22 protein-coding genes are annotated in these 24,935 nt (G+C 71.1%); 8 read left to right on the forward strand and 14 right to left on the reverse strand.

Going from position 1 to position 24,935, the window contains the following annotated elements; translation table 11 throughout:
• Positions 1-270: 270 nt before the first annotated feature.
• From AB4Y83_RS10570 to AB4Y83_RS10580, 3 genes are all read right to left on the reverse strand, one after another.
• Positions 271-1,527 carry an Nramp family divalent metal transporter gene (locus AB4Y83_RS10570; protein ID WP_442296835.1) on the reverse strand — a complete coding sequence of 419 codons (1,257 nt, stop codon included), beginning with the start codon at positions 1,525-1,527 and terminating at the stop codon, positions 271-273.
• Between the two features lie 93 nt (positions 1,528-1,620).
• A complete protein-coding gene (locus tag AB4Y83_RS10575; protein WP_442296836.1) occupies positions 1,621-3,084 on the reverse strand; it encodes a hypothetical protein in 1,464 nt (487 codons plus the stop codon).
• Positions 3,085-3,189: 105 nt separating this feature from the next.
• On the reverse strand, positions 3,190-3,639 hold the full coding sequence (locus AB4Y83_RS10580) for a hypothetical protein (protein ID WP_442296837.1): 450 nt from the start codon (positions 3,637-3,639) through the stop codon (positions 3,190-3,192).
• Between AB4Y83_RS10580 and AB4Y83_RS10585 the strand changes: the two genes are divergently transcribed.
• Positions 3,616-3,975, forward strand: coding sequence for a TraR/DksA C4-type zinc finger protein (locus tag AB4Y83_RS10585; protein ID WP_442296838.1), 360 nt, complete (start codon positions 3,616-3,618; stop codon positions 3,973-3,975). The genes AB4Y83_RS10580 and AB4Y83_RS10585 overlap by 24 nt on opposite strands.
• A gap of 77 nt (positions 3,976-4,052) precedes the next feature.
• Here AB4Y83_RS10585 and AB4Y83_RS10590 read toward each other — a convergent pair whose 3' ends face one another.
• The gene (locus tag AB4Y83_RS10590; protein WP_442296839.1) at positions 4,053-8,732 is read right to left on the reverse strand and encodes a multicopper oxidase domain-containing protein; all 4,680 of its coding nucleotides are present in this window, start codon (positions 8,730-8,732) and stop codon (positions 4,053-4,055) included.
• A 326-nt stretch (positions 8,733-9,058) separates the two neighbouring features.
• Between AB4Y83_RS10590 and AB4Y83_RS10595 the strand changes: the two genes are divergently transcribed.
• Positions 9,059-9,421 (forward strand): helix-turn-helix transcriptional regulator, encoded by a 363-nt coding sequence (locus AB4Y83_RS10595; protein ID WP_442276397.1) that lies wholly within the window; start codon positions 9,059-9,061, stop codon positions 9,419-9,421.
• A 24-nt stretch (positions 9,422-9,445) separates the two neighbouring features.
• On the opposite strand, the gene AB4Y83_RS10600 is transcribed toward AB4Y83_RS10595, so the two are convergent.
• A complete protein-coding gene (locus tag AB4Y83_RS10600; protein ID WP_442296840.1) occupies positions 9,446-10,123 on the reverse strand; it encodes an NADPH-dependent F420 reductase in 678 nt (225 codons plus the stop codon).
• Between the two features lie 96 nt (positions 10,124-10,219).
• Here AB4Y83_RS10600 and AB4Y83_RS10605 point away from each other — a divergent pair, with 96 nt between their 5' ends.
• Positions 10,220-10,795: a TetR/AcrR family transcriptional regulator gene (locus AB4Y83_RS10605; RefSeq protein WP_442276395.1), complete on the forward strand. Its 576-nt coding sequence runs from the start codon at positions 10,220-10,222 to the stop codon at positions 10,793-10,795.
• An 88-nt stretch (positions 10,796-10,883) separates the two neighbouring features.
• On the opposite strand, the gene AB4Y83_RS10610 is transcribed toward AB4Y83_RS10605, so the two are convergent.
• Positions 10,884-11,492, reverse strand: coding sequence for a TetR/AcrR family transcriptional regulator (locus AB4Y83_RS10610; protein WP_442296841.1), 609 nt, complete (start codon positions 11,490-11,492; stop codon positions 10,884-10,886).
• A 74-nt stretch (positions 11,493-11,566) separates the two neighbouring features.
• Here AB4Y83_RS10610 and AB4Y83_RS10615 point away from each other — a divergent pair, with 74 nt between their 5' ends.
• Positions 11,567-13,699, forward strand: a complete 2,133-nt coding sequence (locus AB4Y83_RS10615) for an MDR family MFS transporter (protein ID WP_442296842.1) — start codon at positions 11,567-11,569, stop codon at positions 13,697-13,699.
• A 66-nt stretch (positions 13,700-13,765) separates the two neighbouring features.
• Here the strand turns inward: AB4Y83_RS10615 and AB4Y83_RS10620 are convergent, their stop codons facing one another.
• The 4 genes from AB4Y83_RS10620 to AB4Y83_RS10635 form a co-directional block, all read right to left on the reverse strand.
• Complete coding sequence (locus tag AB4Y83_RS10620) at positions 13,766-14,884, reverse strand: IS30 family transposase (RefSeq protein ID WP_442277111.1); 1,119 nt, start codon at positions 14,882-14,884, stop codon at positions 13,766-13,768.
• A 142-nt stretch (positions 14,885-15,026) separates the two neighbouring features.
• Positions 15,027-16,952 carry a penicillin-binding transpeptidase domain-containing protein gene (locus AB4Y83_RS10625; protein WP_442296843.1) on the reverse strand — a complete coding sequence of 642 codons (1,926 nt, stop codon included), beginning with the start codon at positions 16,950-16,952 and terminating at the stop codon, positions 15,027-15,029.
• 35 nt (positions 16,953-16,987) lie between these two features.
• Positions 16,988-18,025 (reverse strand): hypothetical protein, encoded by a 1,038-nt coding sequence (locus AB4Y83_RS10630; protein ID WP_442296844.1) that lies wholly within the window; start codon positions 18,023-18,025, stop codon positions 16,988-16,990.
• 91 nt (positions 18,026-18,116) lie between these two features.
• Entirely contained in the window at positions 18,117-18,749 is a 633-nt protein-coding gene (locus tag AB4Y83_RS10635) for an N-acetyltransferase (protein WP_156415522.1), read from the reverse strand.
• Between the two features lie 146 nt (positions 18,750-18,895).
• On the opposite strand from AB4Y83_RS10635, the gene AB4Y83_RS10640 reads away from it, so the two are divergent.
• From AB4Y83_RS10640 to AB4Y83_RS10650, 3 genes are all read left to right on the forward strand, one after another.
• The gene (locus AB4Y83_RS10640; RefSeq protein ID WP_442274068.1) at positions 18,896-20,008 is read left to right on the forward strand and encodes an App1 family protein; all 1,113 of its coding nucleotides are present in this window, start codon (positions 18,896-18,898) and stop codon (positions 20,006-20,008) included.
• Positions 20,009-20,020: 12 nt separating this feature from the next.
• The gene (locus AB4Y83_RS10645) at positions 20,021-20,881 is read left to right on the forward strand and encodes an Fpg/Nei family DNA glycosylase (protein ID WP_442296845.1); all 861 of its coding nucleotides are present in this window, start codon (positions 20,021-20,023) and stop codon (positions 20,879-20,881) included.
• 63 nt (positions 20,882-20,944) lie between these two features.
• Positions 20,945-21,745 carry a hypothetical protein gene (locus AB4Y83_RS10650; protein ID WP_442274069.1) on the forward strand — a complete coding sequence of 267 codons (801 nt, stop codon included), beginning with the start codon at positions 20,945-20,947 and terminating at the stop codon, positions 21,743-21,745.
• A 171-nt stretch (positions 21,746-21,916) separates the two neighbouring features.
• Here the strand turns inward: AB4Y83_RS10650 and AB4Y83_RS10655 are convergent, their stop codons facing one another.
• From AB4Y83_RS10655 to AB4Y83_RS10670, 4 genes are all read right to left on the reverse strand, one after another.
• Positions 21,917-22,243 carry a CD225/dispanin family protein gene (locus tag AB4Y83_RS10655; RefSeq protein ID WP_442296846.1) on the reverse strand — a complete coding sequence of 109 codons (327 nt, stop codon included), beginning with the start codon at positions 22,241-22,243 and terminating at the stop codon, positions 21,917-21,919.
• Between the two features lie 110 nt (positions 22,244-22,353).
• Positions 22,354-22,683, reverse strand: a complete 330-nt coding sequence (locus tag AB4Y83_RS10660) for a rhodanese-like domain-containing protein (protein WP_056775043.1) — start codon at positions 22,681-22,683, stop codon at positions 22,354-22,356.
• A 17-nt stretch (positions 22,684-22,700) separates the two neighbouring features.
• Positions 22,701-23,660, reverse strand: coding sequence for a DUF1648 domain-containing protein (locus tag AB4Y83_RS10665; protein ID WP_442274071.1), 960 nt, complete (start codon positions 23,658-23,660; stop codon positions 22,701-22,703).
• On the reverse strand, positions 23,657-24,013 hold the full coding sequence (locus tag AB4Y83_RS10670; protein ID WP_442296847.1) for a GntR family transcriptional regulator: 357 nt from the start codon (positions 24,011-24,013) through the stop codon (positions 23,657-23,659). The genes AB4Y83_RS10665 and AB4Y83_RS10670 overlap by 4 nt, the downstream gene beginning before the upstream one ends.
• Positions 24,014-24,067: 54 nt before the next feature.
• On the opposite strand from AB4Y83_RS10670, the gene pdxY reads away from it, so the two are divergent.
• Positions 24,068-24,916 (forward strand): pyridoxal kinase PdxY, encoded by an 849-nt coding sequence (gene pdxY, locus AB4Y83_RS10675; RefSeq protein WP_442296848.1) that lies wholly within the window; start codon positions 24,068-24,070, stop codon positions 24,914-24,916.
• The last annotated feature ends 19 nt before the right edge of the window (positions 24,917-24,935 follow it).

Below are 24,935 nucleotides of genomic sequence, written 5' to 3' on the forward strand. Positions count from 1 at the left end.
GCCGCGCGCTCCACCTCAGCAGGTGTGAGCGACTTCTTCGCTGGCCGCGCGCTCCACCTCAGCAGGTGTGAGCGACTTCTTCGCTGCTCTCTCAAGCGGGCTCACGCCCACCAGTGTGTCGGTCATCATCCGACCCTTCCCGCTGAACCAGTCAGCGCGTTGGGCCAGTTACACCGTTACTCGGACAGTCTCGCGCAGGGCGTTGACTCGACTGTGACGGGGCGCTCACTCGACTGTGACGGGGCGCTCACTCGACGGGTGGGGGCGGGGTCAGAAGGCGGTGGCGACGAGGTAGGCGCAGAGACCGACGATGACGGCGGTGATGAGCACGGCGACGGCCGTCGTCAGGCGGTGGTTGACGAGCACGCCCATGATCCTGCGGTCGCGGGTGAAGAGCAGGAGCGGCACGAGGGTGCCGGGCAGGGCGAACGACAGGACGACCTGGCTCCACACGAGCGCGTTGGTCGGCTCGACACCCAGGCCGAGGATGACGAGCGTGGGCACGACGGCGAGCATCCGGCGCAGCAGCGGCGCGATGGGCCGGCGGCCGAAGCCCTGCATGACGACGTCACCGGTCTGGACGCCGACGAGGGTCGAGGCGAGCCCCGACGCGAGGAGGGCGACGGCCAGCATCGTCGCGGCGATCTGCCCCGCGTTGGCCGACAGGGCGGCATACGCCGTCTCGATGCTCGCGCCGGCCGTGGAGGGCAGGGCTGCTGCGAACACGACGAGGCTGATGTTGGCGGCACCCGCGATCGTCATGGCGATGACGACGCTGCGCACGGTGCGGCGGCCGCTGCGCAGCCGCTCGGCGTGGCTCGCCTCGCTGCCGTCGTCATGACCTCGCGACGCGGCCGAGTGGAAGTGCAGGGCGTGCGGCATCACCGTCGCGCCGACGATGCCGACCGCGAGCAGCGCCGCCGACGAGTCGAGCGGTCCGGGCACGACCGAGCGCAGCAGCGCGACCCGGTCGACGTCGGCGACGAGCACCTGCCACAGCAGCGAGCCGATGATGACGACGAGCAGGACGAGCACGACCGAGTCGAAGTGGCTGCGCCCCCGGACCTTGAGGGCGAGGACGACGAGGCTGAAGAGGGCCACGCAGACGGCCCCGGCCATGAGGGGCATGCCGAAGAGGAGCTTGAGCGCGATGGCCCCGCCGACGACCTCGGCGAGGTCAGTCATGATGACGACGAGCTCGGCCTGGGCCCACAGGAGCAGCCGGCCGACGCCCGGGAAGCGGTCGGAGCTGTGCTCGGCGAGGCTCTTGCCGGAGGCCATGCCGAGCTTGGCCGCGAGGTACTGGATGACCATGGCCGAGCAGCTCGCGAAGACGACGACCCACACGAGCGTGTAGCCGTGCTCGGCCCCGGAGGTGATGTTGACGCCGAAGTTGCCGGGGTCGACATAGGCGATGGCGGCCAGCAGCGCCGGGACGAGGGTGCGGGGCGCGCCGATGGTGCCGCCGAGCCCACGCTCGGGCGACCGGTCGTCCACGCGTGGCTGCTGCGCCACTCGCTCACCCATGGGACACAGCATCGAGCCTCCGGGGCGCGTGCGCCAACTCCCCCGGCGTCGATGCGACGAAGGCCTCACCCCGACCGGCCCCCCTCCAGGAGCTCAGCGGGCCGACGCGACCCCCAGGAGGGCGGCGATCCCGAGGGCGCTGCGCGGGTCGTAGGCGGCCGTCCACAGGCCTCCGTGCGCGGCGGCATACGCCTCGTCCTGCCAAGCCGTCGGCTGCGTGGGCGAGCCGGTGCGCAGGTCGTGGACGAGGAGCGCGGCCATGAGCGTGTTGGCCGTGCCGGGCTCGAACACCTCGATGCCGAAGCGGTGCGCGCCGGCGTAGGCGGCGGCGAGCGCCCGGTTCTTGACGACCGAGCGGGTGCGCGTGGGCGGGGCCACCTTGAACGACACGAGACCGCCGTCGGCGCGGTATGCCGTCGCCCGCCACCGCTGGAGGCGCTTGGCGAGCAGGTAGTTGGGTCCCTGCTGGAGCACGACGCTGTCGTTGATGCCGGGGTCCTGGCCGGGCACGTAGTTGCGGCGCAGGAGCCGGCCGCCACTCACGGTGCGCAGCGGCACCCGCAGGACCTTGGAGGTGCGCCGGTGGGCGTAGCTGTCGACGGAGCGCTCGACCGCGGCCCCGGGGACGGCGAAGACGTCGGTCGGGGTCGCGAGGAAGGCGAGGGCGACGTCGTCGCGGCCCTTGGCCTCGACGACCGCGCGGGTCAGGGCGTCGACGGCCATCGAGACGCGGACGTTGGTCTCGCCGTCGGCGTAGACGTAGTTGCCAATGGCGAGCGGTCCGTCGATGGCGGCGACCCATCGGGTGACGGCGCCGAGGTCGTGGACGAGGTCTCCGCCCGCGCGTGCGACCAGTGGCTCATCCCCGGAGCGGACCGGCACGGTGATGGATCCAGCAAGTCGGCGAGTGTCGCCGATCAGCTTGTCCCACAGGTCTTTTCGCGGTAGATCGACGGCGGCGACGTCGGCGCCCCAGCGCAGCAGCGAGCGCAGTGGGCCCATCTCGGCGGCGGCACCGAGCACCACGACGGTGCGGTCGGAGAGGTCGAGCCAGTCGGGGTTGTCGATGACGAGGCCGACCGCCTCGGCGCACGTGGGCTCGACGGTCCCCGCCTCGACCCACAGCTCGAGCCGTCGGCGCAGGGCATCCCCCGAGAGTCGCTCACCGGCATACGGCACCGAGAGCGTGCGGTCGGGCGCGCCCTTGCCACGCACGGTCTCGGAGCCGAGCGCAGGCACGCTCTCGTCGGCGGCGACGGCCGTCTCGAGCGGTCGGTCGCCGTCGTCGGTCGCCCAGAGCATGCGCGCGTGCAGGGAGTCGAGCCCACTCGTGGCGATGGCCTGCGCCGCGCCCGGGACCGCGACCCCGGCCTCGACGAGGCGCCGGAAGTGCGGGAGGTAGCCCTGGCGCCAGTTCGTCTCGCGTTCGGCGGAGGCGGCGCCGACCGGGTCGACCCCCCGCAGGGCGTCGGCGACCACGGCACGTCCGGTGGCAGTCGTGCTGCGGCGGCCGGACGACGGGTCGAGTGGGAAGACCACTCCTCTGGGGTCGCTCATGGGTCCATCCTGCCGGGTGGGCAGGTCGATCCGTCCCAGCCCGGCTGGTCGGCGGGCGCTCGGTCGGCGTGCCCGGCCGCCCGTCCGTCCGTCGTCCGCGGTCGGTCAGCCCTGGCGGAGTCGTCGGTCCTCGACGAGGTAGGACACGCTGGCCGAGGCCAGGTTGCCGGCGCGGTCCCGCACGAAGCACGTCGGGGGCGTGCCGTAGACGGTACGAAGCACTCCCGAGTCGACGGCGACGACGGATCCGCTCTGGCACGAGGCGATCCCGCCGCCGAGGTCCTGCGCCACCCAGTGGTAGCGAGCCGGGGCGGCATACCAGTCGTCAGCGTTCGGGCCACCCTCGATACCCAGCCCGCTCGACGGCGTCGTGGTGACGACCGACGATGCCGCGACGACGCCGTGGCCGCTGCGCGGCGCGACGCCATGACATCGGGGAGGCGGGCTCGCGGCGTCGTGGGCGTCCGCCGGGGATGGTGCCGTGGACCACTCGATCAGGCCGGCTCGACCGAACGGGAGGACGATGGGGACATGAGCACCAAGACGGCCGCCCACGCGGCGAAGCTGACGGCGGACCGGGCCACCGAGGTCGAGCGCATCACCGGGCTGCGCCGGGAGTTCACCGAGGTCGTCGAGGCGTCGGCGGCGAACATCGCCGACGACGAGCACGACCCCGAGGGCTCGACCATCGCCTACGAGCGGACCCAGATCGGCGCACTCATCGAGCAGGCGGAGCGGCACCTCGTCGAGATCGACGCCGCGCTGCAGCGGATCGCCGACGGCGGCTACGGCCGGTGCGAGGTCTGCGGCGAGGCGATCCCCGACGAACGGCTACGGGCCCGACCCACGGCCCGGACCTGCATGAGCCACGCGGGGACCGCCCTGCGCTGACCGACCGTGCGGCAGCGGACAACAGTGAGGGCCCGTCGCCACGAGCCCCCACTGCTGGTCGAACGTCTAGAACCGCGTCACGGTGCTGCTGCCACCGGCCGCACCGCCGAGTCGACGACTCCGACGACGTTCACTGCGCGTACCCGGAAGGACCAGGCCTGCCGGGCGATGTTGCCCGTCGTGAAGGTCGTCGAGCCCGCCGCCAGTGCTCCGGACTGCCCGGAGACCGTCGCGAAGCTGTTCGCACTCCACTGGACGACGTAGCTCGTCTCGTTGGCGACGTCACCCCACGTCAGGCTCACCCGCTCGTTGTTGCCGGACCGGACCGCGGTCGCCGTGGCGATCGTGGGCTGTCCCGGGAGCAGCACCGCCGCCGTGGCGGTGTTGCTCGGCGTCGACTGCCCGGCGACGTTGACCGCGCTGACCCGGTAGGCGTACGTGCTGCCGACCGAGACGGCGCCGTCGACGTAGGTCGCCGTTCCAGTGTTGGCACGCGCCGGCGGGGTCGCGAGCCGGGCGAACGCGCCGCCGTTGACCGAGCGCTCGACGAGGAAGCCGGACTCGTTCGTGGCGTTGTCACGCCACGTGAGGCTGACCTGCGGGCCTGCCGCCAGCGTCGCGGTGAGGGTCGTCGGAGCCGCCGGCGCGTTGACACCCAGGGTGGCCGAGGTCGAGCTCGCCGTCATCGTCGGGAACCCCTTCCCGTAGCCGACCGTGTTCTGGGCGACCACCCGGTAGAGGTAGGCCGTGCTCGGGTTCGACGTGGAGTCGGTGAGCGTCCGCGACTGGTGGATGTTGGTGGCCGTGAGCGGCACGGTCACCGTTCCCACATCCACCCACGACGTCCCGTCGGTGGACCGCTGGACCACGAACGCCGTCTCGGTGATCGAGTTGTCGGCCCACGTCAGGGTGATGTGGCGGTTGTTGCCGTTACCGGTCACCACTGCTCTCCCGGTCGCCGGCCAGGTCACCGTGTTCGGTGGCAGGGCCAAGGACTCGGGACGCATCATGTCCATCTCCTCGTGACTGAGGATGTGGCAGTGGATGACGTACTCCCAGCCCATGTTGACGAGTGAGTTGACGATGGCACCCGTCGGGTTCCCTTGCGGGTCGATGTTGTTGAACCCGGACTGTGATCCGAGGGGCATCATCGGGTTGAGGGCGCGGATCGCGTTCGGCACCTCGAAGGGCACCTGGGGGACCACAGGCCGCAGGGCGACGATGGTGTCCTCGAGCGGGCTCATCCGCACGGTGTCCTTCCAGCCGAGCTCGTTCGCGTCCGGTGGGATGACGATGTTGTCCCACGTGACCCGGTTGAGCACCTGGACGTCGTAGAGGTGGAAGTGGATCGGGTGCGTGTCCACGCCGTTGTGGGTGAAGCGCCAGATCTGCGTCCCGTCCTTGGCGTCCGTGATGGGGGTGACCGCGACGTCCGCTGCCGGCAGGTTGGTGCCGTCGATGAGCTCGGTCGCCGGGTTGATGTACGGGTACAACGTGACGTTCTGCGCTCCCGGTGCCGGAGGTTGCGCCTCCACGCCGAGGTTGGCCTGCATGCGCCCGTAGTCGTCGAACGTCGAGGAGTTCATCTCGTCGTGGATCGCCTTCGGTTCGAGCCCCATCGTCATCTTCGCGGTGGGAGCCGCAAGGGTGTTGAAGCCGAAGGTGCCGGTGTCGTTGACGCGCACGAGACCGTCGCACTTGGTGACGTTTCCCGTCTTGACGTTGCAGTTGCTGCTGGCCGCGAAGCTCGTCCCGTAGGCCGAGTTGTAGGCGGCTTGGCCGACGATCGCCGGGTGCTGGCCGGACTCGAAGACTCCGGATCCGTTCGCCTGGTGCTTGAAGGCGGCGGCGAGCGCCGTCACGTTGAAGGCCGGCGCCGGGGTGGCGGCCGCGATCTTCACCTGCATGACGGTGCGGGTGTTGGGCCCGTAGCCGGGCATGACGGTCGGAGCCCCGGTCGGGCTGAGGTCCGGGCCGCCCGTGTAGTAGTCGTACGACGGCACACGTGCCGGGAAGGCAGCGGGTGCGTCGTTGTAGAGGATCAGCGTCTTGCCCGCGAACTTCGAGAAGTCGACGACGACGTCGGCACGCTCCGCCGGAGCGAGCAGCATCGAGTGCTTGTCGACGTTGCCGAAGTCGAAGCGGGTCGGGTCGGTGATCCAGGTCGTCGGCTGCTGGCCGTCGATCACCGCGGGCGCAGGCAGGAAGCCGCCCTCGCTCGCGATCTGCACCCAGTCTGGGCCGGCGGCGTCGTTGTGGGCGTCGGCCGGTGTCGGTGACACCGTCGGGTCGGTCTGCGCGGCAGCCAGCTCGGTCGGGTTCAGCTTGACCTCGCTCTGGCCGTTGCCGTTCGCCGGGTCGGGGTCGGCCGTGTACCACTGGAAGTTGAAGAACCGGTCGTTCGCGGCGTTGAGCAGCCGCATCCGGTAGGTCTTCGGCTGCAGGGTCATGGTCGGGTAGGCGACTCCGTTGACGATCGGGGTGTCGTTGAACTGCTCCATGCCGGCCGACACGTTGGGCGTGCCGGGGATCTGCTCCGGCTCGCAGAACGGGTCGGTCTGGTACTGCCACGTCGACGGGTCGTCGAGGTTGCAGCTCGGGTCGTAGTACGGGTTCGCGATCGGTCCGTACGTCGTGCCCGTTGCCGGTGGCCAGAACCACGGTCCGTACATCCACCGTCCGTAGGCGCTCAGCCCACCGGGGTCACCAGGGTTCTGCGCCGGCATGTAGACGTGGTGGTACCAGAAGCTGCCCTTGGTGCCCCATCGCTTCGCGTCCCACGTCGGGTCCTGGCCGTATGCCGTGACCTTGCCGTTGGCGTCGACGGTGTCCTTGAGCTGGGCGTCGCCGGGCACGAAGGTCCGGTCCTGGACGATGAGCGGCAAGGTGTCGGCGGCGGTCGGGATCAGGCCCGCGTTCACGAGCGCCTTCTCGGTGTTGTCGGTGATGGTGTAGCCGGCGGCCTCACCGGCATACACGTTGAGACGCGTGATGCCCCACGAGTGGTCGTGGTAGAACATCAGCCGCGCGCTCTGCTGGTTGGTGTAGTAGAACGTCGAGCAGCCATCGTCCTTCGCGGCACAGACTGCGGGAGAGCTGGGGTTGGCCGGGTCCGACAGCATGTCGGGGACGTTCTGCACGCTGACGCCCTGCGGCCACGACGTGCTCTCCCCGGCGGGCGTGATCCACTGGTGCGGCGTCCCGTCGCTGATCCACGGGGTCGTGCCGCCGTGCAGGTGCAAGGTGGCGCGGTTGTCCTTGAAGCAGTCGACGGCCTTCGGCTCCTGGGTGCACGCGGGGTTGCGCACGGCGTCGGTCACGGCGCCGCTGTCGACGGGTGCGGGCATGGCCATCGGGCCCATGCCGGAGCCCATCATCGTACTGTCGGTGGGCAGGAAGAGATCACCGTCGGCGCCCTTGGGCAGCAGGTTGCGGAAGACGATGCGCACTGGACGGTCCTTCGTCGCCGCGATGATCGGGCCGAGCCACTGCGGGGCGGTCACCCCGGTGTAGCCGGAGATGGCTTGCTGGTCGCCGTTCTGCAGCTCGTTGAAGAGGGTGACCTGCCGGCCCGGGACTGCGGTCGTCGAGAGCTGGACGTAGCCGCGGACGAGGGTTGCCGGTAGGTCGGACGAGAACTTCGTGCGGTACTGCACGAGACCGATGACGTACTCGTCGGCGACCTTGCCGTTGTAGGTCTTCGCCTCGGGGACCGCCAACGGGATGAACTTGTTGGCGGGCCCCATGGCTGCGTCCGTCCCCTGCACCTGGGCGATGGCGGGACAGCCGGATCCGTCGGCCTTGGGGTCGCACGTGACCGGCAGCACGTCCTGGAACTTCCTCATGCCCGCCGTGAGGTAGCCGCTGCCGGCATTCGTGACGGTGACCGAGTCGAGCGATCCGACGTCGGTCGTCACGGCGCCAGTGGCACCCGTTCCGCTTCCGGTCGGATCCGTGACATCCACCGTGGCCGCGGTGTACCCCGAGCCCGGGACGTCCACAGCGAGTCCGACGAGCTTGAGCGTCGCGGTCGCCGCGGCTGGGGTCGACCCACTGATCGGGTCGGCGAGCGTCCCGTCGAGGATCCTGACGCCCGGTGCGGTCGTGTAGCCCGAGCCGGGGTCCTCCACCGTGACCTTCTGGACCACGCCGCCGACGAGGTCGGCCTGCTCGACGTGACCGGTGGCACGCGTGCCGTTCGGGTCGTCCGGGAGGTCGATGAGGACGGTGGGCATGGTGTAGCCCGCGCCGCCGTCCGTCAGTGCCACGGCGTCGACGCCACCGGAGGGCGTCACGCCGGCGCCTGCCCCGTCGCCCGTCACGGTGGCGGCCAAGCCGGAGTAGCCGGAACCCGCGGCCGTGACCGACGCGGAGACGACCGCGCCGGTCGCCTTGACCGTCGCGGTCGCCGTCGCCTGCGTCCCGCCAGCGGCGGTCGGCGCGTTGATGGTGACGGTGGGCGAGGTGTAGTCGTGCCCCGGAGCGGTCAGGTTGATCGCACCGATGCTGCCGTCAGGTCCCACCTGCGCCACGGCGGTCGCGCCTGCTCCGGTGCCGGCGTCCGTGATGCTGACCGTCGCCGTCGGCAACGTCAGGGGGCTGTTGGCCCAGTTCGGCCAGGGCCCGAAGTAGTGGGGAACCTTCGACGCGTCCGTGGCTCCCGTCGGTGGCGACGCTGCCGCGACCGTGGCCGGCACCACCCCCGCCTGCAGGCCCAACGCGAGCACCGTCGCGGCGCTGGCCACGATGGCCGACAACCATTTCCGTGGACTGCTTCCTGGCATCTTCCCCACCTACCCCGTTAACTCACATCACATGACCAGTGAATTCACAAAGGCTAGACAGGAATGGAGGTGAGAATATGCCGTTCGTGACCAATAAAGATGCGAAACCTTATGCGCCACAATAGATTCCGGAAACAGAATTCTGCTCTTTCCATTCTCACGCAATCGTGCTCATAATCGCCGAAAGAGGACGCGTTCCGGACCCAGAAAGGGATGAAACCCCCGTTCGACGAACGGGTGTGACGAAGCCCTCTTCGCCTTTTCCAGCGCTTGCAGCGAACCGGGCCTACGGTCGGTACATGAGCAGGAATAGATGGACCTTCCTCTCGAACCACGGACACGTCCTGGTCTGCCTGGCGGACAATCCCGACATGCTCCTCAAGGACGTCGCAGTGAACATCGGGATCACCGAGCGATCCGTTCAGCAGATCGTGTCCGACCTCGAGGGGGCACACGTCATCACTCGACACCGCGACGGGCGGCGCAACCACTACGTGGTCCGTCGCGAGGTGCGCTTCCGACACCCCCTGGAGGCGGGACTGCGCGTCGGCGACTTCATCGACCTCGCCCGGCGACGCCCGCGACTGCGGATGACCGACGCCGCACCACGCCTCGCGCCCGTGCCCACCCCCGTTCGCGAGCGCGAGCGCGACGTCCAGTGACGCCGTCGCGGGCGCCCGCCTCGGTCAGCGGACGATCCGGAAGTTGAACATCGGCGTGCCGAGGGCGCCCATCAGACGGAGCCAGACCGGCAGCAGCATCTCCGTGCCGCGGGCCGTCGTGATGTCGCCGAGGTCGATGACGTCCTCGTGACCGAACTCGGTGAGCAGGGCCGTGACGGCGGCCTTGGCCTCGGCGTCGTCGCCGGACACGAAGACGCTGCTGCTCTCAGGCAGGCCGGCCGGGCGCACCATGAGCTCTGCGGTCAGCGTGTTGAGCGCCTTGACGACCCTGGCGTCGGGGAAGGCACGCTGGATCTGCTCGCCGAGCGAGTCGGAGTCCTTGACGAAGAGGGTGGGCGGCATCCCTGCCGAGAAGTCGAGCGGGTTGGCGATGTCGAGCAGCACCTTGCCGGCGAGAGCGTCGGCACCGGCGAGGCCGAGCACCTCGAGCGAGGCGTCGCCGCTCGTCGCGTTGACGACGACCTCGGCCGAGGCTGCGGCCTCCGCGAAGGTCGCGAGCGAGATGCCCGGGTGTGCCGTCGCCCACGTCGCGAAGGCGGCGTTGCCCATCTGGTCGGGCTCGGTGCGCGCGAGCGTGCTCGCCGGGTCACGCGTGCCGATGGTGACCGCGTGGCCGAGCTCGTCGAGACGGGACGCGATGGTGCGACCGACGGAGCCGGTGCCGAGAACTGCGTAACGCATGGGAGGTCCTTGGGTGTCGGAACAGAATAGACAGATCTGTCTACTTGTCGGGACGCTAGCAGACAGATCTGTCTACTCGCAAGGTATGATGGCCCCATGGCACGGACAGCGAGCGCGGCTCGGCAGCGCATTCTCGATACGGCCTTCGCGCTCTTCTACGCCCACGGCATCCGCGCGGTCGGGGTCGACCGGATCATCGCCGAGTCCGGGGTCGCCAAACAGACCTTCTACAACCACTTCCCGGCCAAGGACGACCTCGTCCTCGCCTACCTCGACGTCGTCGACACGACCTGGTCGGGCCAGCTGCACGCTGCTGCCGAGGCGGCCGGCCCGGCGCCCGCGGACCAGCTCGTCGGGCTCTTCGACGCTCTCGACACGGCCTGCCGTCGCGACGGCTACCGCGGGTGCGCCTTCATCAACGCCGCGGCCGAGAACGAGCCGGGCACGGCCATCCACGCCCGGACGCTCGCCCACAAGGACTCGGTGCGCGGCTGGGTGCGTGGGCTCGCGGTCGACGCGGGAGCACCCGACCCCGACGGCCTGGCGCGCACCCTCACCCTGCTCCTCGACGGCGGACTCGCGAGCGGCTCGCTCGATGCCCTGCCGGACGCACCCCGCGCCGCCAAGGCCGCGGCCCAGGCGCTCGTCAGCGGGGCGACCGCCTCGCACTGAGCGACCTCGAACCGGTCCGCCCCAGCGACGACGGTCCGTCTCAGCGACTCCGGTCCGTCTCAGCGACTCGGCAGCTCTGCGGYGCTCCTCAGCGCAGGCCGGCCGCGATGCGGTCGAAGGCCTGGTCGATGTTGCGCTCGAGGCGACCCGAGCCGCCGTTCTGCTGGTGCTCGATGCAGGCGCGCACGGCCGCGATGGCCACGGCCACCGTCAGGCGCGCCTCGAGCGACGCGCCCGGCTGCACGCCGAGACGACGCTCGAGCGCGGCCGTCAGGGCGTTCTCGATCCGGATGTTGTTGCCGACGAGTGCCGGGGCGAGTGACGGCTCGCCGAGCAGGATGCGCCGACGTCGAGCCCGCAGCTCGCGGTCGATCGACGCGGGCGCGAGCATGCCGGCGAGGATCCGTCGGAGGGACTCGAGCGGCGTCTCGCCCTCGACGTCCTGTTCCAGCGCGGCGGCATACGACTCGAGCTCCTCGGCCGTCGTGCCGATGACGGCGGCCTCCTTGGACGGGAAGTAGTTGAAGAACGTGCGGGCGCTGACGCTGGCCCTGGCCGCGATCTCCTCGGTCGTGACGGCCGCGAAGCCCTTCTCCTCGACGAGGTCGAGGGCGGCGAGGTTGAGCGCGCGGCGGGTCTCGCGCTTCTTGCGCTCACGCAGGCCGCACGACTCGTCGGTCAGCAGGTCCGTGCTCATGCCCCCATCGTGACACGCCCACTGCACGGACTGCAATTTTGCAGTGACTGCACTTTCGGCGTACCGTGGAGGACATGCCACAGAAGACCCAGGGGGTAGCCACGGACACCGCGACCACATCAGCCAGCGAGGCGACTGTCACCAAGGCGCCCGGACTAGACCGCCCGACCCGCAACATCTTCATCGCGCTCATGCTCGGCATGCTCGTGGCGTCGATCAGCCAGACCATCGTCGGCCCGGCGATGCCACGCATCGTCGCCGAGCTCGGCGGCATCGACCACTACTCGTGGCTCGCCACGGCCGCCATGCTCGTCAGCGCGATCACCGTCCCCATCGTCGGCAAGATGAGCGACCTCTACGGTCGCCGCGGCTTCTACCTCGGCGGTCTCGTCGTCTTCATGGCCGGCTCGGTCCTCGCCGGCTTCGCCCAGAACTTCTGGTGGCTCATTGCCGCCCGCGCCATCCAGGGCATCGGCATGGGCACGCTGATGCCGCTGTCGCAGACGATCATCGGCGACATCATCCCGCCGCGGCAGCGCGGCAAGTACCAAGGCCTCATGGGCGGCGTCTTCGGCCTCTCCTCGATCCTCGGGCCGCTCGTCGGCGGATTCGTCACCGACAACTGGGGCTGGCGCTACCTCTTCTTCATCACCCTCCCCGTCGGGGTCTTCGCCTTCTTCGGCATCAGCCGCTTCCTCCACCTCGAGCACACCCCGCGCGAGACGGTCATCGACCGGGCCGGCATCGGCCTGCTCTCGATGACTCTCATCCTGCTCCTCGTGCCCACCTCGCTCGGTGGCACGACCCTGGCCTGGGGCTCCCCCGCCATCCTCGGCATGTACGCCGCCGGCATCGTCACGCTCGTCGCGTTCATCGCCGTCGAGCGCCGGGCCGTCGAGCCCGTCATGCCGCTGCGCCTCTTCAAGAGCTCGCTCTTCACCCTCTCCAACATCGCGGCCTTCATGGTGTCGGTGATGATGTTCGGCGCGATGATCTACCTTCCGGTCTACGCCCAGGGAGTGCTCGGCGCGTCGGCCACCAACTCCGGTCTCATCCTCATGCCGATGTCGGTCGCCATGATCGGCCTGTCGATCATCTCCGGCCTCGTCATCACCAAGACCGGTCGCTACAAGCTGCAGACGATCGCGGGCATCCTCATCATGGGTGTCGGCTTCTGGCTGCTGACCCAGCTGCACTACGGCTCGAGCCAGCTCGACCTCACGCTCTCGATGATCGTCTTCGGCATCGGGCTCGGCATGGCCCTGCAGGTCTTCACCCTCATCATCCAGAACTCCTCGCAGCGCAAGGACCTCGGTGTCGCGACGGCGTCGACCCAGTTCTTCCGCAACGTCGGATCGACTGTTGGCACAGCCGTTTTCGGCACGATCATGACGAGTGGCCTGGCCGGCAACATCGCCTCGCACCTGCCGGCTTCGGTCGTCGAGCAGATGCAGGCCTCCGGTCAGCAGGTCAGCGCCGGCTCGGTGCTCGACCCGGCCGCCCTCGCCAAGCTGCCCCCGCAGATCGCCGCCGGGGTCCAGCAGGGACTGGCCGACTCGCTGCACACCGTGTTCGTCTGGGGTCTCGTGCCTTTCGCGCTCGCCCTGCTCGCCGCGCTCTTCATCAAGGAGGTGCCGCTGCGCGACACCGTGCACACGCCCGACGAGGCCGGCATCGAGCTGCTCGACACGATGTCGCAGTCTGCTCCTGACGACGAGCTCAAGGTGCCGCTGGGCCGCGAGGCCGGCAACACGCGTACGCACGAGCGGCTGCTCGGACTTCGCCTCGGCCTGCTCGCCGACTCGGCGCTGCGCGGCGACCGTCCCCTGCTGACCCAGGCCGTGAGCCGACTCGGCGAAGGCGACCTGGACGCCGGCGCGGCGCTGCTGCACCGCACGTCGCGGATGCTGACGACCGAGGACGCCACGCTCGCCGCCGAGACCGAGCGGTTCGCCGTCGAGGTCGCGGCCCGGGCCAAGGTGCCCGGCGGCATCCTCGACGAGGCGCTCAAGCGCGAGCTCGCCACGGCCGTGGCCGAGCGCGACGCCCGCACGGTCATGACGACGGTCGAGCCGACCGTCGCCGAGCGCCACGAGGCCGTCGACATCCGCCTCCTCGCCGCCGTCGGTGACGACCTCACCGCCGCCTACCTCGTCGACCGGCAGAACGCCAGGGTCGCCGAGCAGGCCGAGGCGCTGGTGCGCTGACCGCGCCCCACTCCCCGACCTGAACCGTCGAGAGGCCACGTTCTGTGGGTCTCGGTCGGGGCGGTTTCAGGGAGCTGTTGCAACGAGGTGGGTGTTGAGGGCTTGTGCGGGAGTCTGCCAGTTCAGGGTTTGTCGGGGGCGGCCGTTGAGCTCGCGGGCGACCTGGTCGAGGTCGGCTTGGGTGTAGGTGCGGAAGTCGGTGCTCGAACGGGGGAAGTACTGGCGTAGCAGGCCGTTGGTGTTCTCGTTGCTGCCGCGCTGCCAGGGTGAGTGCGGGTCGCAGAAGAACACCTTGCAGTCGGTGGCCAGCGTGAACTCTGTGTGGCGGCGCATCTCGATGCCCTGGTCCCAGGTCAGGGTCTTGGCCAGCTCGGCCGGGACCCGGCCCATCAGCTCGGTCAGGACCCGGATGACTTCGGGGCTGACCCGCGACTGGGGCAGGGCTCCGAGCATGACGTAGCGGGTGGCGCGTTCGACGAGGGTGATGATCGCGCTGGCGCCGCGGGCGCCGATGACCAGATCGCCTTCCCAGTGCCCGGGCACGGCCCGGTCACTGGCTTCGGCGGGTCGGGTGGAGATGTGGAAGTCGGCCAGCCAAGGCCGGCTGCCGCGGGCACCGTGCGCGGTGCGGGACTGCGGCCGGCGGCGCGCCCGCCCGGAACGCAGGGCCTGTTGGGTGGCGATCTCGCGGCGCAGCTCGCCACGGCCTTGGAGGTAGATCGCCTGGTAGATCGTCTCGTGCGACACGTGCAGCTCCGGCTGGTTGGGGTAGGTCGAAGCCAACCATCGGGAGATCTGTTTCGGGGACCACCGCTGGGTGAGCTTGGGCAGCACGTGCTCGCTCCACAGGCTCGGCCGGTCCCAGCTGTACGAGCTGCGCAGCTTGGGTCGGTGCGGGCGCCGGGCTCGGCGCCGGTAGTTGTACTGGGCTGCGTGGTGCTCGTAGACCCACCGGTAGGGGCCGCCGAGGTGGCCGCCGGTCCCGCGGGTGCGGCGGGCGTGCGGGTGCCGGGCGCCGGGGCGCCTCAGGTTCGCGCCGCGGTAGGAGTTGTTACGGGTGACCTCGCGCCAGACGGTGGAGCGGTCACGACCGATCGCCGCGGCGATCGCTGGGAAGGTCAGGCCCTGACCGAAGAGCACTTCGATCTGAGCACGTTCGGACAACGACAGACGAGGACCAGGCATGGAGGCCATCCTTGGGGTAGCCCTCGTTGCAACAGACCCTTGAACCCAAGACGTCGAAAGGCCACTTCTCGTCACGAGAAGTGGCCTTTCGTCTGCCCGTGACCGGCACGAAGTGGCCTCTCGACGGTCAGGAGGTGGGGTGTCAGCGGAGGTCGTACGCCTTGAGGAAGCTGACGATGAAGGGCGCGGCGCCCGTCACGCCGTTGTCCCCGACCTCGTTGTAGGCCGCGATCGCGATGTCCCCGCGGCCGGCGACCATCCACACGTGGGTGTCGGGCGGGCTCTTCGTGCCGAACTCGGCGGTGCCGGTCTTGGCGTACTCGACGCCGAGCGGACCCAGGACCGTGCCGGACCCCTCGGTGACGACGTCACGCATCTCCTGACGTAGCACGCCCGCCTCGGTGGGGTCGAGGGGCGTCGCGGGCTTGGGCAGGGCGGGGGCGCCGGCCACGAGCTGCGGGCGCACTGTCTGGCCCTTCATGACCGACGCGACGACGATCGCCATCGTCAGCGGTGACGCCTCGACGCGCCCCTGCCCGATGAACGACGCTGCGTGCTCGACGACGTCGTCGGTCGTCGGCACCGAGCCGAGGAAGCCGGTGAAGGGCAGGTCGAGCTTCTCGCCCATGCCGAGCGACTGCGCGGCGGAGACGAGGTCGTCCTGGCTCACCTTCTCGTGCTGGCTGATGAAGGCCGTGTTGCACGAGAAGGCGAGGGCGGTCCGCATCGGGATGTCGCCGAGCTTGTCCTTGGGGTAGGTCATGTAGTTGCTGAACCGGCGACCGTTGACGGTGAGCGTCTCGGTGCACGGCAGCGTGGTGTCGGCCGTGGCGCCCTTGCGCACGTTGGCGAGCGAGCTGACGATCTTGAACGTCGAGCCCGGTGCCTCCTTGCCGGCGAGGGCGAGGGTCGTGCCGGCGGCGGCGGGCCCGACGGCCGCGGCGAGCACCTCACCGGTCGACACGCGGACGGCGACGAGCGCGGTCGGGTGCTTCGTCTGCTTGGCGAGCGCCGCCTCGGCCGCGGACTGGGCCTTGGGGTCGAGGGTGATCGTCAGCGGCTCACCCTCGGTCGACTGCTCGGCGAAGAGCTCGCGCTTGTCGAGGACGCTGCCGTCGGCGCCGCGCTTGACGGCGTGGACCGCCAGGCCGGGCGTGCCCCGCAGCCGGGCGTCGTAGCGGTACTCGAGGCCGTTCTTGCCGACGGTGTCGCCGGCCTCGAGGGCGTCCTTCGAGGCCTTGATCTGCTCGGCCGTGGCCTCGCCGACCGTGCCGAGGATCGGGGCGGCCCACGTGCGGCTCGGGCCGAGCACCTGCAGGGCCGGGACGGTGAGCGCGCCCGTGACCTTCTCGATCGCGGCGCCCCGCTCCTCGATGATCGGGTCGGTGGCGCGCAGGGTGACGCCCTCGACGAAGGCCTTGGAGCCGGCTGCCGCGACCTTCGCCGCGAAGCGGGCGGGGTCGATCTCGATGAGTGCGGCGAGCTTCTTCGCCGAGGCCGTCGCCTCGGCGCCCGACACCTTCGTCTTGTCGATGCCGACGGCGGCGACCTCGCGCTCGGTCATGATCTTGCCGCCCGAGGAGTCGACGATGTCGGCCCGCCGAGGCCACTTGCGGGCGAGGTCGAGGGTCTCGTCGGAGGTGAGCTGTGGAGCGACGACACCGGGCGTCCAGGACACCCGCCACTGGTCGTCGACGAGACTCAGGTCGACCTGCGTCTCGTAGGTCCAGTCGGTCGGGGACGTCGAGACATCCCAGCGGCTGAAGAGCGTGGCCGTGGCGTGGTCGGAGCCCTCGGTGTGGCTCATCTCGCTGAGGGCCACCTGCGGACGCAGCGTGCCGAGGTCCTTGTAGGCGGCCTTGACGAAGGCGGTCGCCTTGGCGGGCGTCGTGTTCTTGAAGGTGACCGCGCCGAGGTCACCGCTCGCCAGCCCTGAGGCGAGGGCACGAGCGGTGTCGTCGGGCTTCGGCGGCGAGTCGAAGAGGGAGCAGCCGGCGACGAGCGTGCCGACGAGCACCCCCGAGAGCGAGACGGCGACGAGAGTCCTGGCACGAGATCCCCTGAGCATGGCTCCACGGTACGTGCCGGGCCGCGGCCCCCGTGTCATGAGGTCGTGGCGCCCGCGTGACGGTCCTGTGCAGGAGAGGTCGTATGCCGGGTGGTCGGGCCGGGTGCCGGGCGCGCCGTTCCGGGGCTGCTCGGCGTACGGGGACGCCGCCACAGCACGAKCGACCCGAGCAGGCCGACGGCGATCGCGACGAGGTGCACGCCCCAGGCCTGGTTGGCCGGTGAGAGGGCGGCGACGAAGACGTCGCGGCTCGCCTCGACGTGGTCGCGCAGCCCGTCGGGCAGTCCCGAGCGCGGCCGCAGGTAGGACGCGAGGTAGGAGAAGGCGGTCTGGCCGGCGGCGCAGACGGAGAGCAGGACGAGCACCGAGAGCCACGCGACGAGGCGTCGAGCCGGGCGCAGGCCCAGGCCGGCCAGGGCGAGACCTGCGGCCACGCCCACGACGACGGAGCTCCACTGCAGCAGGCCCAGCGACCGCTGGAGGCCGAGCAGGGCGACGACGACGGCGCTGACCCAGCTGCCGAGGGCCACGGCGAGCGGAGCGGCGGCCAGGGCTCGCAGCACCGGGCCGCCGAGGGCGACGAGGAGCCCGAGCACGAGACCGACGACCGTGCCGAGGACCGCGACGGCGAGGACGCCGACGATGACGCGGTCGTCGCGGTCGAAGTCGCTGCCGAGCTGGCGGGTGGCCCCCGCCGACTGGGCGATCGTGTAGGCGCCGGACGTGAGGGCCCCGAGGGCGGCGAGCACGGCCACCCGGAGCCGCCGCCCGGCGCGGGGACGCACCCAGAGCGTCGCGAGGGCCGCGAGGCCGCCGCCGACGAGCGTGATCGTCAGGAGCAGCCCGAGGCGCGCCGTGGTGAACGGCAGGAGGCTGATGTAGCCGTCGGTCGCCGAGCCCGTGGCGACGTCGTAGGGCCAGTTGCGTGGTGAGCGCGCGCCGAGCCCGTCGAGGATCCAGGGGAACGCGCCGCCGACCCACCAGGCCGCCGCCGCGAGAGGGAGGACCGGCCACAGGTGGGCACGCGCAGGCCGACGGTGTGCCTCACTGCCCACGCCAACGCCGGTGTCCACGCGCAGATCCGATCATGACTGACCGACATCCGCCAATCGTCGGTGTGCTCGAGCGCCGCCGAGGGTCAGCGCTCGGGGTCAGCAGTCGGGGTCAGCGCTCGGGGCGCCAGAGCTGCACGGACGCCACCGGCTCGAAGCCGGCCGCGAGGAACGCGCGCAGGGCGCGGGCGTTGCCGGGCGCGCAGGCCGCGACGACGACGTCGCCCTCGTCGATGAGGGTCAGGGCGTCGCGGACGACGTCGGTCCCGACGTGGTCCTTGGACGGATCGGTCTCGAGGCCCACCTCGGGCAGTCCGCCCAGCCCCGTCGAGAGGGTCACGAGCGTGTGGTCGTCGGGGGCGGCATACCCGAAGGTCGTGACGTCGCTGCGCACGGAGGTCGCGTGCTGGGCGCGGGGGTGGTTGCGCAGGTCGCTGCGCGGCACGAGCGCGGGCTCGCCGCCGGCTCCGCGGGCCACGAGGATGAGGTCGAGGGCGTCGATCCAGCCGGTGCCGGCCAGGCGCGAGACGAGGCGCGGGTTGCTCGCGCCGCCGAAGCCGTCCGGGCTCAGGGAGTCCAGGGTGCCGTCCGAGACGTCGTCGTCGACGGCGAGGTAGGCGTGCCCGGTGAAGGCGACGACGCCCTCGACGCCGGGCCGCCACGGCTCGACGCGCTGCCACGCGCCGTCGACGGTCGGGAAGTCGCCGCCTGCGGCCTTGCTGAGGACTTCGGCAATGGGGTGCACGGCGTCCATCAAACCCGCCGCGTCGACCCGGCGCCCGCCGGGGTCCACCTGGTGGCACCCGCCCGGCGCGCGCCCGGCGCGCGCCCGCCGCGCGCCCGCCGCGCTCCCTCTGCTCGCCCGACACCCCCGCCGGGTAGGTTGTGGCCATGTCCCGACCGCACGCGGCCGCCATCGTGGAGGACGCCGTCCACGAGCAGGTCGAGCGCGTGCTCCGCAGCCGCGGCTGGGGCAACCGGGTCATCACCCACGTGGGCTACGGCTCGTCCTCCTTCGTCCGTGTCTATGCGCGGATCCTCCTCGGGCGCAAGGGCCGTGAGGACGTCGAGGGTCCGGAGGCCAGGCAGGACGCGACCGGTGCCCTGAGCCCGGCCCACTACGACCGGGGTTGGCGCGCCTTCATCACCTCGCCCGCGACGGGCGTCCCGGTCAAGGTCACCGCCGGTGACCGTGAGGTCTACGGTCGGTCCGACCGCGGCGGACACGTCGACATCGTCGCCCGCGACCACGGCCTCGCCCCGGGCTGGCAGCAGGTGGTCGTCGAGGTGCAGGGCACCGACCCCGTCGCGGCCGACGTCTTCATCGTCGCCGACGGCGTCACGCACGGCATCGTCAGCGACATCGACGACACCGTCATCACGACGATGCTGCCCCGCCCGATGATCGCGGCGTTCAACACCTTCGTCCGCCGGGGCAAGGCGCGTCACGCGGTCTCGGGCATGGCGCCGATGTACCGCCGCATCCTCTCGGCGCACCCGGGCGCGCCCATCGTCTACGTGTCGACCGGCGCCTGGAACGCCGCCGCCACCCTCAACCGCTTCCTCGTCGAGAACGGCTTCCCCCTCGGTCCGCTCATGCTCACCGACTGGGGGCCCACCAACACGGGGTGGTTCCGCAGCGGACAGGCGCACAAGCGCACCTGCCTCGACCGCCTCGCCCGCGACTTCCCCGAGATCACGTGGCTGCTCGTCGGCGACGACGGCCAGCACGACCCCCAGATCTACGCCGACTTCGCCGAGGCGCGCCCCGACCGCGTCGACGCCATCTGCATCCGGCACCTGTCGCCGACCGAGCAGGTGCTCTCCAACCCGATGAAGATCGACTCGCCCATCCGTCCCTGGGCGTCGCGGTCCGTGCCGACCTACTCGGCTGCGGACGGGCACGGGATGCTCCGCGTCCTCGAGGGCGCCGGCAAGGTCGGCGAGGTCGTCGCGGCCGACGAGCAGCCCTCGCGTCCGGGCCGTTCCGTCGGCTCCGGGTGACAGACTGGGGCCATGCCTGAGCTGCCGGAGGTGCAGGCGCTCGTCGACTTCCTCGCCGAGCGGACGGACGGCCTTGCCGTCACGAAGGTCGAGCTCGCCTCGTTCAGCGTGCTCAAGACGTTCAACCCGCCACCGCAGGCGCTCGAGGGTGCACCCATCGACGGTGTCCACCGCCACGGCAAGTTCCTCGACATCGACGCCGACGGCACCCACCTCGTCTTCCACCTCGCGCGGGCTGGCTGGCTGCGCTGGTCCTACCAGCTGCCGATGACCGTGCTGCGACCGGGCAAGTCACCGATCGCACTCCGGGTGCGGTTGTCCGACGGCTCCGGTTTCGACCTCACCGAGGCCGGCACGAAGAAGTCGCTCGCGGCCTACATCGTCACCGACCCGGCCCAGGTGCCCGGCATCGCGCGCCTCGGCCCCGACCCGATGGCCGACGACTTCACGCTCGAGCAGTTCCGCTCGATGCTCGAGGGCCGGCGCACGCAGATCAAGGGCCTGCTACGCGACCAGGAGTTCATCGCCGGCGTCGGCAACGCCTACTCCGACGAGATCCTCCACGTCGCCAAGATCAGCCCGTTCGCCATCGCGGGCACGCTCGCCCCCGAGGTGGTCGACCGGTTGTATGCCGCCCTGCGCGACACGCTGAAGAGCGCGGTCACGACGGCGTCGGGCAAGCCGGCCAAGGAGCTCAAGGACGCCAAGCGCGCGGGCATGCGGGTCCACGCGCGGACCGGCCAGCTGTGCCCGGAGTGCGGCGACGTCGTCCGCGAGGTGTCGTTCGCCGACACGTCGCTGCAGTACTGCGCCACCTGCCAGACCGGCGGCAAGCCGCTCGCCGACCGACGGATGTCCAAGCTGCTCAAGTGAGCACGTCTCGTCAGGCATGACGGCCCGGCGCGGATTCGTCCGGAATGCAACGCTTCCGGTCTCGTGGTTGTCTTCATCGTCATGAAGCCGTTGACCCACCACGTCCTGCGCGGTCCCCTCCACCCGGTTCGTCCCGGTCGAGCGTTCGTCGCGCTCGCCCTCGGATCCGTGCTCGTCACGAGTGCCTGCGGGCAGGCGACGCCGTCACCCGGGGCCGCCACGCCCGCCGGTGGCGACGGTCCGTCGGCCACGGCCGGCTCGACGGTCGACGCCGGCGCGGGCGCCGAGACGGCGACGTCGGGCGGCGTGCGCCTCGAGGCGACGATGGCGCCGGGAGGGCCCGAGGTGGGCGCGACGGGTGCCGGCGTCGCGGCGAGTCCCGGCCTCGTCGTCGACTACACGCTGACCAACACGGGCACGAAGCCCGTCCTCGCCTACGACGTCGTGCCCGCCGACCTCGGCAGCGCGACGCTGCCCATGGACGTCGATGCCAAGCACGCGTGGGTCTACGAGGAGTCCGGCGTCCTCCGCCTCAGCAAGCAGGGTTTCGCTCCCGGCCCGAACGTCCGCTTCGCGGCAGCGCCCGTCATGGGCGGCCACACGATCGCGCCCGGTGCCAGCATCACCGGGAAGGCGTATGCCGTGTCGCCGCCGACGCTCGACGTGCCGAGTGACTCCTTCGAGGCCCCACGGACCCCGGTCGACCCGGCCGTCAAGCAGTGGCAGTTCTGCGTCCAGGTGTCCGATCGTGCCGAGCAGGCCCGACCGTCCGCCGTCGGCGGCGGCGTCGTCGAGGCGCCCTCCACAGCGCCGCAGGGCGACGAGCTCGTCTGCACCCCACCGTCGACGATCCCGGTCGCCTGACGGGGTACGCCCGGCCCCTCAGGGACCGACCTACAGGGAGTCGGTCATGTGCCCGACCGAGGAGCACGCGAAGAGCAGCATCGAGGCCCCGGGTGAGATGGCAGCGGCGAGCAGGCACCACGTCTTGACCGACCGTGAGGCGACCCGCGCCCCGTCCCAGTCGCCGAGGGCTCACTTCGGGTTGACCTGGGTGGACTTGATGATCGCGACGATCCCGAAGGGCGTGAAGCAGCAGATCGTGCACAGGATCGCCCAGCCGAGGCGGGTAGGGGGTGGCGGTGCCTGGCCGCTGCGGGGGCCGACCCACTCGGCGATGGGGGCGGCGGCATACGGCAGCGGGTCGAGCCGGCCTGCAGGCGGCGGCAGGGGGACGGGCGGCTGCATCACCGGCGCGCTCGAGGCGCTCGGGACGGGAGTGGCCGTGGCGTCCGGCGAGTCGAGGTCGGGCAGCCACTGCGACCAGGTGTCCTGCGTGGGCTCGGGTCGACGGTCGTCCATGGTCCGGGTGCTCCTGGCTCGGCGGGTCGGTCACTGGTGAGACCCGTCAGGAGCGACAGCGTTACACGGAGAAGGCGCGTGCGGGTGTGAACCGGACGAATCGCCCCGAGTCAGATGATGGTGGGGTCGCCGTCCGCGCTGAGCTGCTTGCCGGCCCGCTCCCACTCGAGCATCCCGCCCTCGACGTTGGCGACGTCGTAGCCCTGGTGCACGAGCCACTGGACCGCGCGGGCCGACCGGCCGCCCATCCGGCAGACGATGGCGACGGTGTCGTCGGTCTCGGGCAGCTCGTCGATGCGTGCCGGCAGCTCCGCGAGGGGGATGTGGATGGCGTTGGGGGCGTGGCCAGCGGCCCACTCGTCGGCCTCGCGGACGTCGACGAGGACGGCGTCGTCGGGCAGCTCGGACACGGTCGTCGTGGGGATGCTCATGCCGTCCATCCTGACACGGGACCTCGTCATCCCACGCGGGCGGCGAGGGTGTTGAGCACGGCGGCGGCCTCGTCGGCGTCGTCGACCGTGACGACGACGTCGGGCTCGCCGATGCGGTGCACGACCAGCGCCTCGCCGGCGCGGGTGACGTAGCCACGCCGGCCGTCGACGCCGATCCGCCAGCCCCAGCCGCCGAACTCGCGCAACGGGGAGACGGTCGTCGTCCCGGCCGACGCCACCCGCTCGAGCGGCACGCGCGACCACGAGAGCCCGGCGCTCGAGACCCGCAGGCCGGAGGTGTCGACCGTGACGCGCGCCGAGAGGGTGAGAGCGAGGAGAGCCCCGAGGGCGAGCGCCAGCAGCCAGACCCAGGCGAACCCGGCGAGCGCCACCCAGACGAGCGGTAGCGCGACGACGACGGCGAGAGCCAGCGTCGGGCCGACGCGCAGGCTCGCCCGCCCCGTCCACGCGAGCCGGGTCGTCGGCGTGACGTCGAGCCGAGGCGCGTCGGCGGGCAGGGGCTCGCGGGCGCCGGTGACCTCGGGTGGCGTCGGGCGTCCCCAGCGCCAGAGCCCGACGGCGACGAGGGCAGTCAGCAAGAGTGTCGGCACGGCCCACTGCGGCGGGAACGCCTGCGGGACCTGTCCCGGCCGCTGCGCGACGAGGCCACCGAAGAGCACGCCGCCGAGGAACACGGCGAGGCCACCGGCGACGGCGGCGAGGGGACCCCGGGCGGAGCGGTGCATGAGCGCGCCGAGGCCGACGAGGGCCAGTGGCATCACCATCGTGATGACGGCCGCGGTGACGACGGCCGCCCCGAAGGGCTGCCAGCGGTCCGGCTCGCCGTGCAGGCCCCAGTGGACGGCCACGGGGTCCGGCACCAGGTCGCGGACGGCATACGCCAGCCCGGTGCCGACCGCGGCCACGACGGGAGCCAGCGCGGCGCTCGCGATGAGGGCGTGGGTGGGGCGGCGGTCGGTGGTCATCGCTGGAACTCGCTTTCGATGAGTCGGGTGAGGTCGGCCGGGGTGGCGCCGACGAGCCGAGCCGCGGCGACGAGCTCGGCGACGAGGGTGCGCAGCCGCGCGTCACCTCCGGGGTCGGAGGTGCTGACGACGGCCCCGCGGCCGCGGCGCAGGTCGATGAGCCCCTCGTCCCGGAGGGACTGGTAGGCGCGGAGCACCGTGTGGAGGTTGACGTCGAGCACGCCGGCGACCTCCTTGGCCGAGGGCAGGCGGTCGCCCTTCGCGAGACGCCCGGAGGCCATCTCGCGTCGGACGCAGGCGGCCACCTGCACGTGCAACGCCGTGCTCGACGTGGGGTCCACCCGCCACAACATAGTTCTAGTATCACTATAAATAGGTCATCAAGACAAGCGGCTAGGGTGGAGGCCGTGAAGATCCTGTCGATCCAGTCCCACGTCGCCTACGGTCACGCCGGCAACTCGGCCGCGGTCTTCCCGCTCCAGCGGCTCGGGCACGAGGTCTATCCCGTGCTCACGGTCACCTTCTCCAACCACACCGGCTACGGCTCGACGCGAGGCCCGCTCATCGCGCCCGCCGACGTCGCGGCCGTCATCGACGGCGTCGAGGAGCGGGGGGCCTTCCCGGCCATCGACGCGGTGCTCTCCGGCTACCAGGGCGCCGAGGCGGTCGGCGAGGTCGTCCTCGACGCCGTCGCACGGGTCAAGGCGGCCAACCCCGCCGCGGTCTACTGCTGTGACCCGGTCATGGGCGACGTCGGCCGCGGCTTCTTCGTGCGCGAGGGCATCCCCGAGTACATGCGCGACCACGTCGTGCCGAGGGCCGACATCGTCACGCCCAACCAGTTCGAGCTCGAGTTCCTCGTCGGTCGCCCGGTGTCGACGCAGGCCGACCTCGTCGCCGCGGCGCGCGAGCTCGTCGCGCAGGGGCCGAGCGTCGTCCTCGTGACGAGCGCGCTGACCTTCGACACGCCTGAGGGCTCGATCCAGATGGCGTGCGTCACCGCCGACGACGCCTGGGTCGTGACGACCCCGATGCTGCCGATGACGGTGCGCGGCGGTGGTGACGTGACCGCTGCGGTCTTCCTCGCGCACCACCTGACCGACGGCCCGGAGGTGGCCCTGCGCCGCACCGCGGCGACGATGTATGCCGTGCTCGAGCGCACCCACGCGAGCGGCTCGGACGAGATGCTGCTCGTGGCCGAGCAGGACGCGATCGCGCACCCCGACGAAGTTTTTGAAATCTCTTCGATCAGTTGACCGTTTCGCCCCAGAGCGC

The sequence above is a fragment of the Terrabacter sp. RAF57 genome, from assembly GCF_052113925.1.
GTDB lineage: Bacteria > Actinomycetota > Actinomycetes > Actinomycetales > Dermatophilaceae > Terrabacter.

Bases quoted from the DNA above. Each gene is read 5' to 3' on its own strand.
- AB4Y83_RS10570 (WP_442296835.1), bottom strand. From the start codon at position 1,527: ATGGGTGAGCGAGTGGCGCAGCAGCCACGCGTGGACGACCGGTCGCCC.
- AB4Y83_RS10575 (WP_442296836.1), bottom strand. From the start codon at position 3,084: ATGAGCGACCCCAGAGGAGTGGTCTTCCCACTCGACCCGTCGTCCGGC.
- AB4Y83_RS10585 (WP_442296838.1), top strand. From the start codon at position 3,616: ATGAGCACCAAGACGGCCGCCCACGCGGCGAAGCTGACGGCGGACCGG.
- AB4Y83_RS10595 (WP_442276397.1), top strand. From the start codon at position 9,059: ATGAGCAGGAATAGATGGACCTTCCTCTCGAACCACGGACACGTCCTG.
- AB4Y83_RS10600 (WP_442296840.1), bottom strand. From the start codon at position 10,123: ATGCGTTACGCAGTTCTCGGCACCGGCTCCGTCGGTCGCACCATCGCG.
- AB4Y83_RS10605 (WP_442276395.1), top strand. From the start codon at position 10,220: ATGGCACGGACAGCGAGCGCGGCTCGGCAGCGCATTCTCGATACGGCC.
- AB4Y83_RS10610 (WP_442296841.1), bottom strand. From the start codon at position 11,492: ATGAGCACGGACCTGCTGACCGACGAGTCGTGCGGCCTGCGTGAGCGC.
- AB4Y83_RS10615 (WP_442296842.1), top strand. From the start codon at position 11,567: ATGCCACAGAAGACCCAGGGGGTAGCCACGGACACCGCGACCACATCA.
- AB4Y83_RS10620 (WP_442277111.1), bottom strand. From the start codon at position 14,884: ATGCCTGGTCCTCGTCTGTCGTTGTCCGAACGTGCTCAGATCGAAGTG.
- AB4Y83_RS10625 (WP_442296843.1), bottom strand. From the start codon at position 16,952: ATGCTCAGGGGATCTCGTGCCAGGACTCTCGTCGCCGTCTCGCTCTCG.
- AB4Y83_RS10640 (WP_442274068.1), top strand. From the start codon at position 18,896: ATGTCCCGACCGCACGCGGCCGCCATCGTGGAGGACGCCGTCCACGAG.
- AB4Y83_RS10645 (WP_442296845.1), top strand. From the start codon at position 20,021: ATGCCTGAGCTGCCGGAGGTGCAGGCGCTCGTCGACTTCCTCGCCGAG.
- AB4Y83_RS10655 (WP_442296846.1), bottom strand. From the start codon at position 22,243: ATGGACGACCGTCGACCCGAGCCCACGCAGGACACCTGGTCGCAGTGG.
- AB4Y83_RS10660 (WP_056775043.1), bottom strand. From the start codon at position 22,683: ATGGACGGCATGAGCATCCCCACGACGACCGTGTCCGAGCTGCCCGAC.
- AB4Y83_RS10665 (WP_442274071.1), bottom strand. From the start codon at position 23,660: ATGACCACCGACCGCCGCCCCACCCACGCCCTCATCGCGAGCGCCGCG.
- AB4Y83_RS10670 (WP_442296847.1), bottom strand. From the start codon at position 24,013: ATGTTGTGGCGGGTGGACCCCACGTCGAGCACGGCGTTGCACGTGCAG.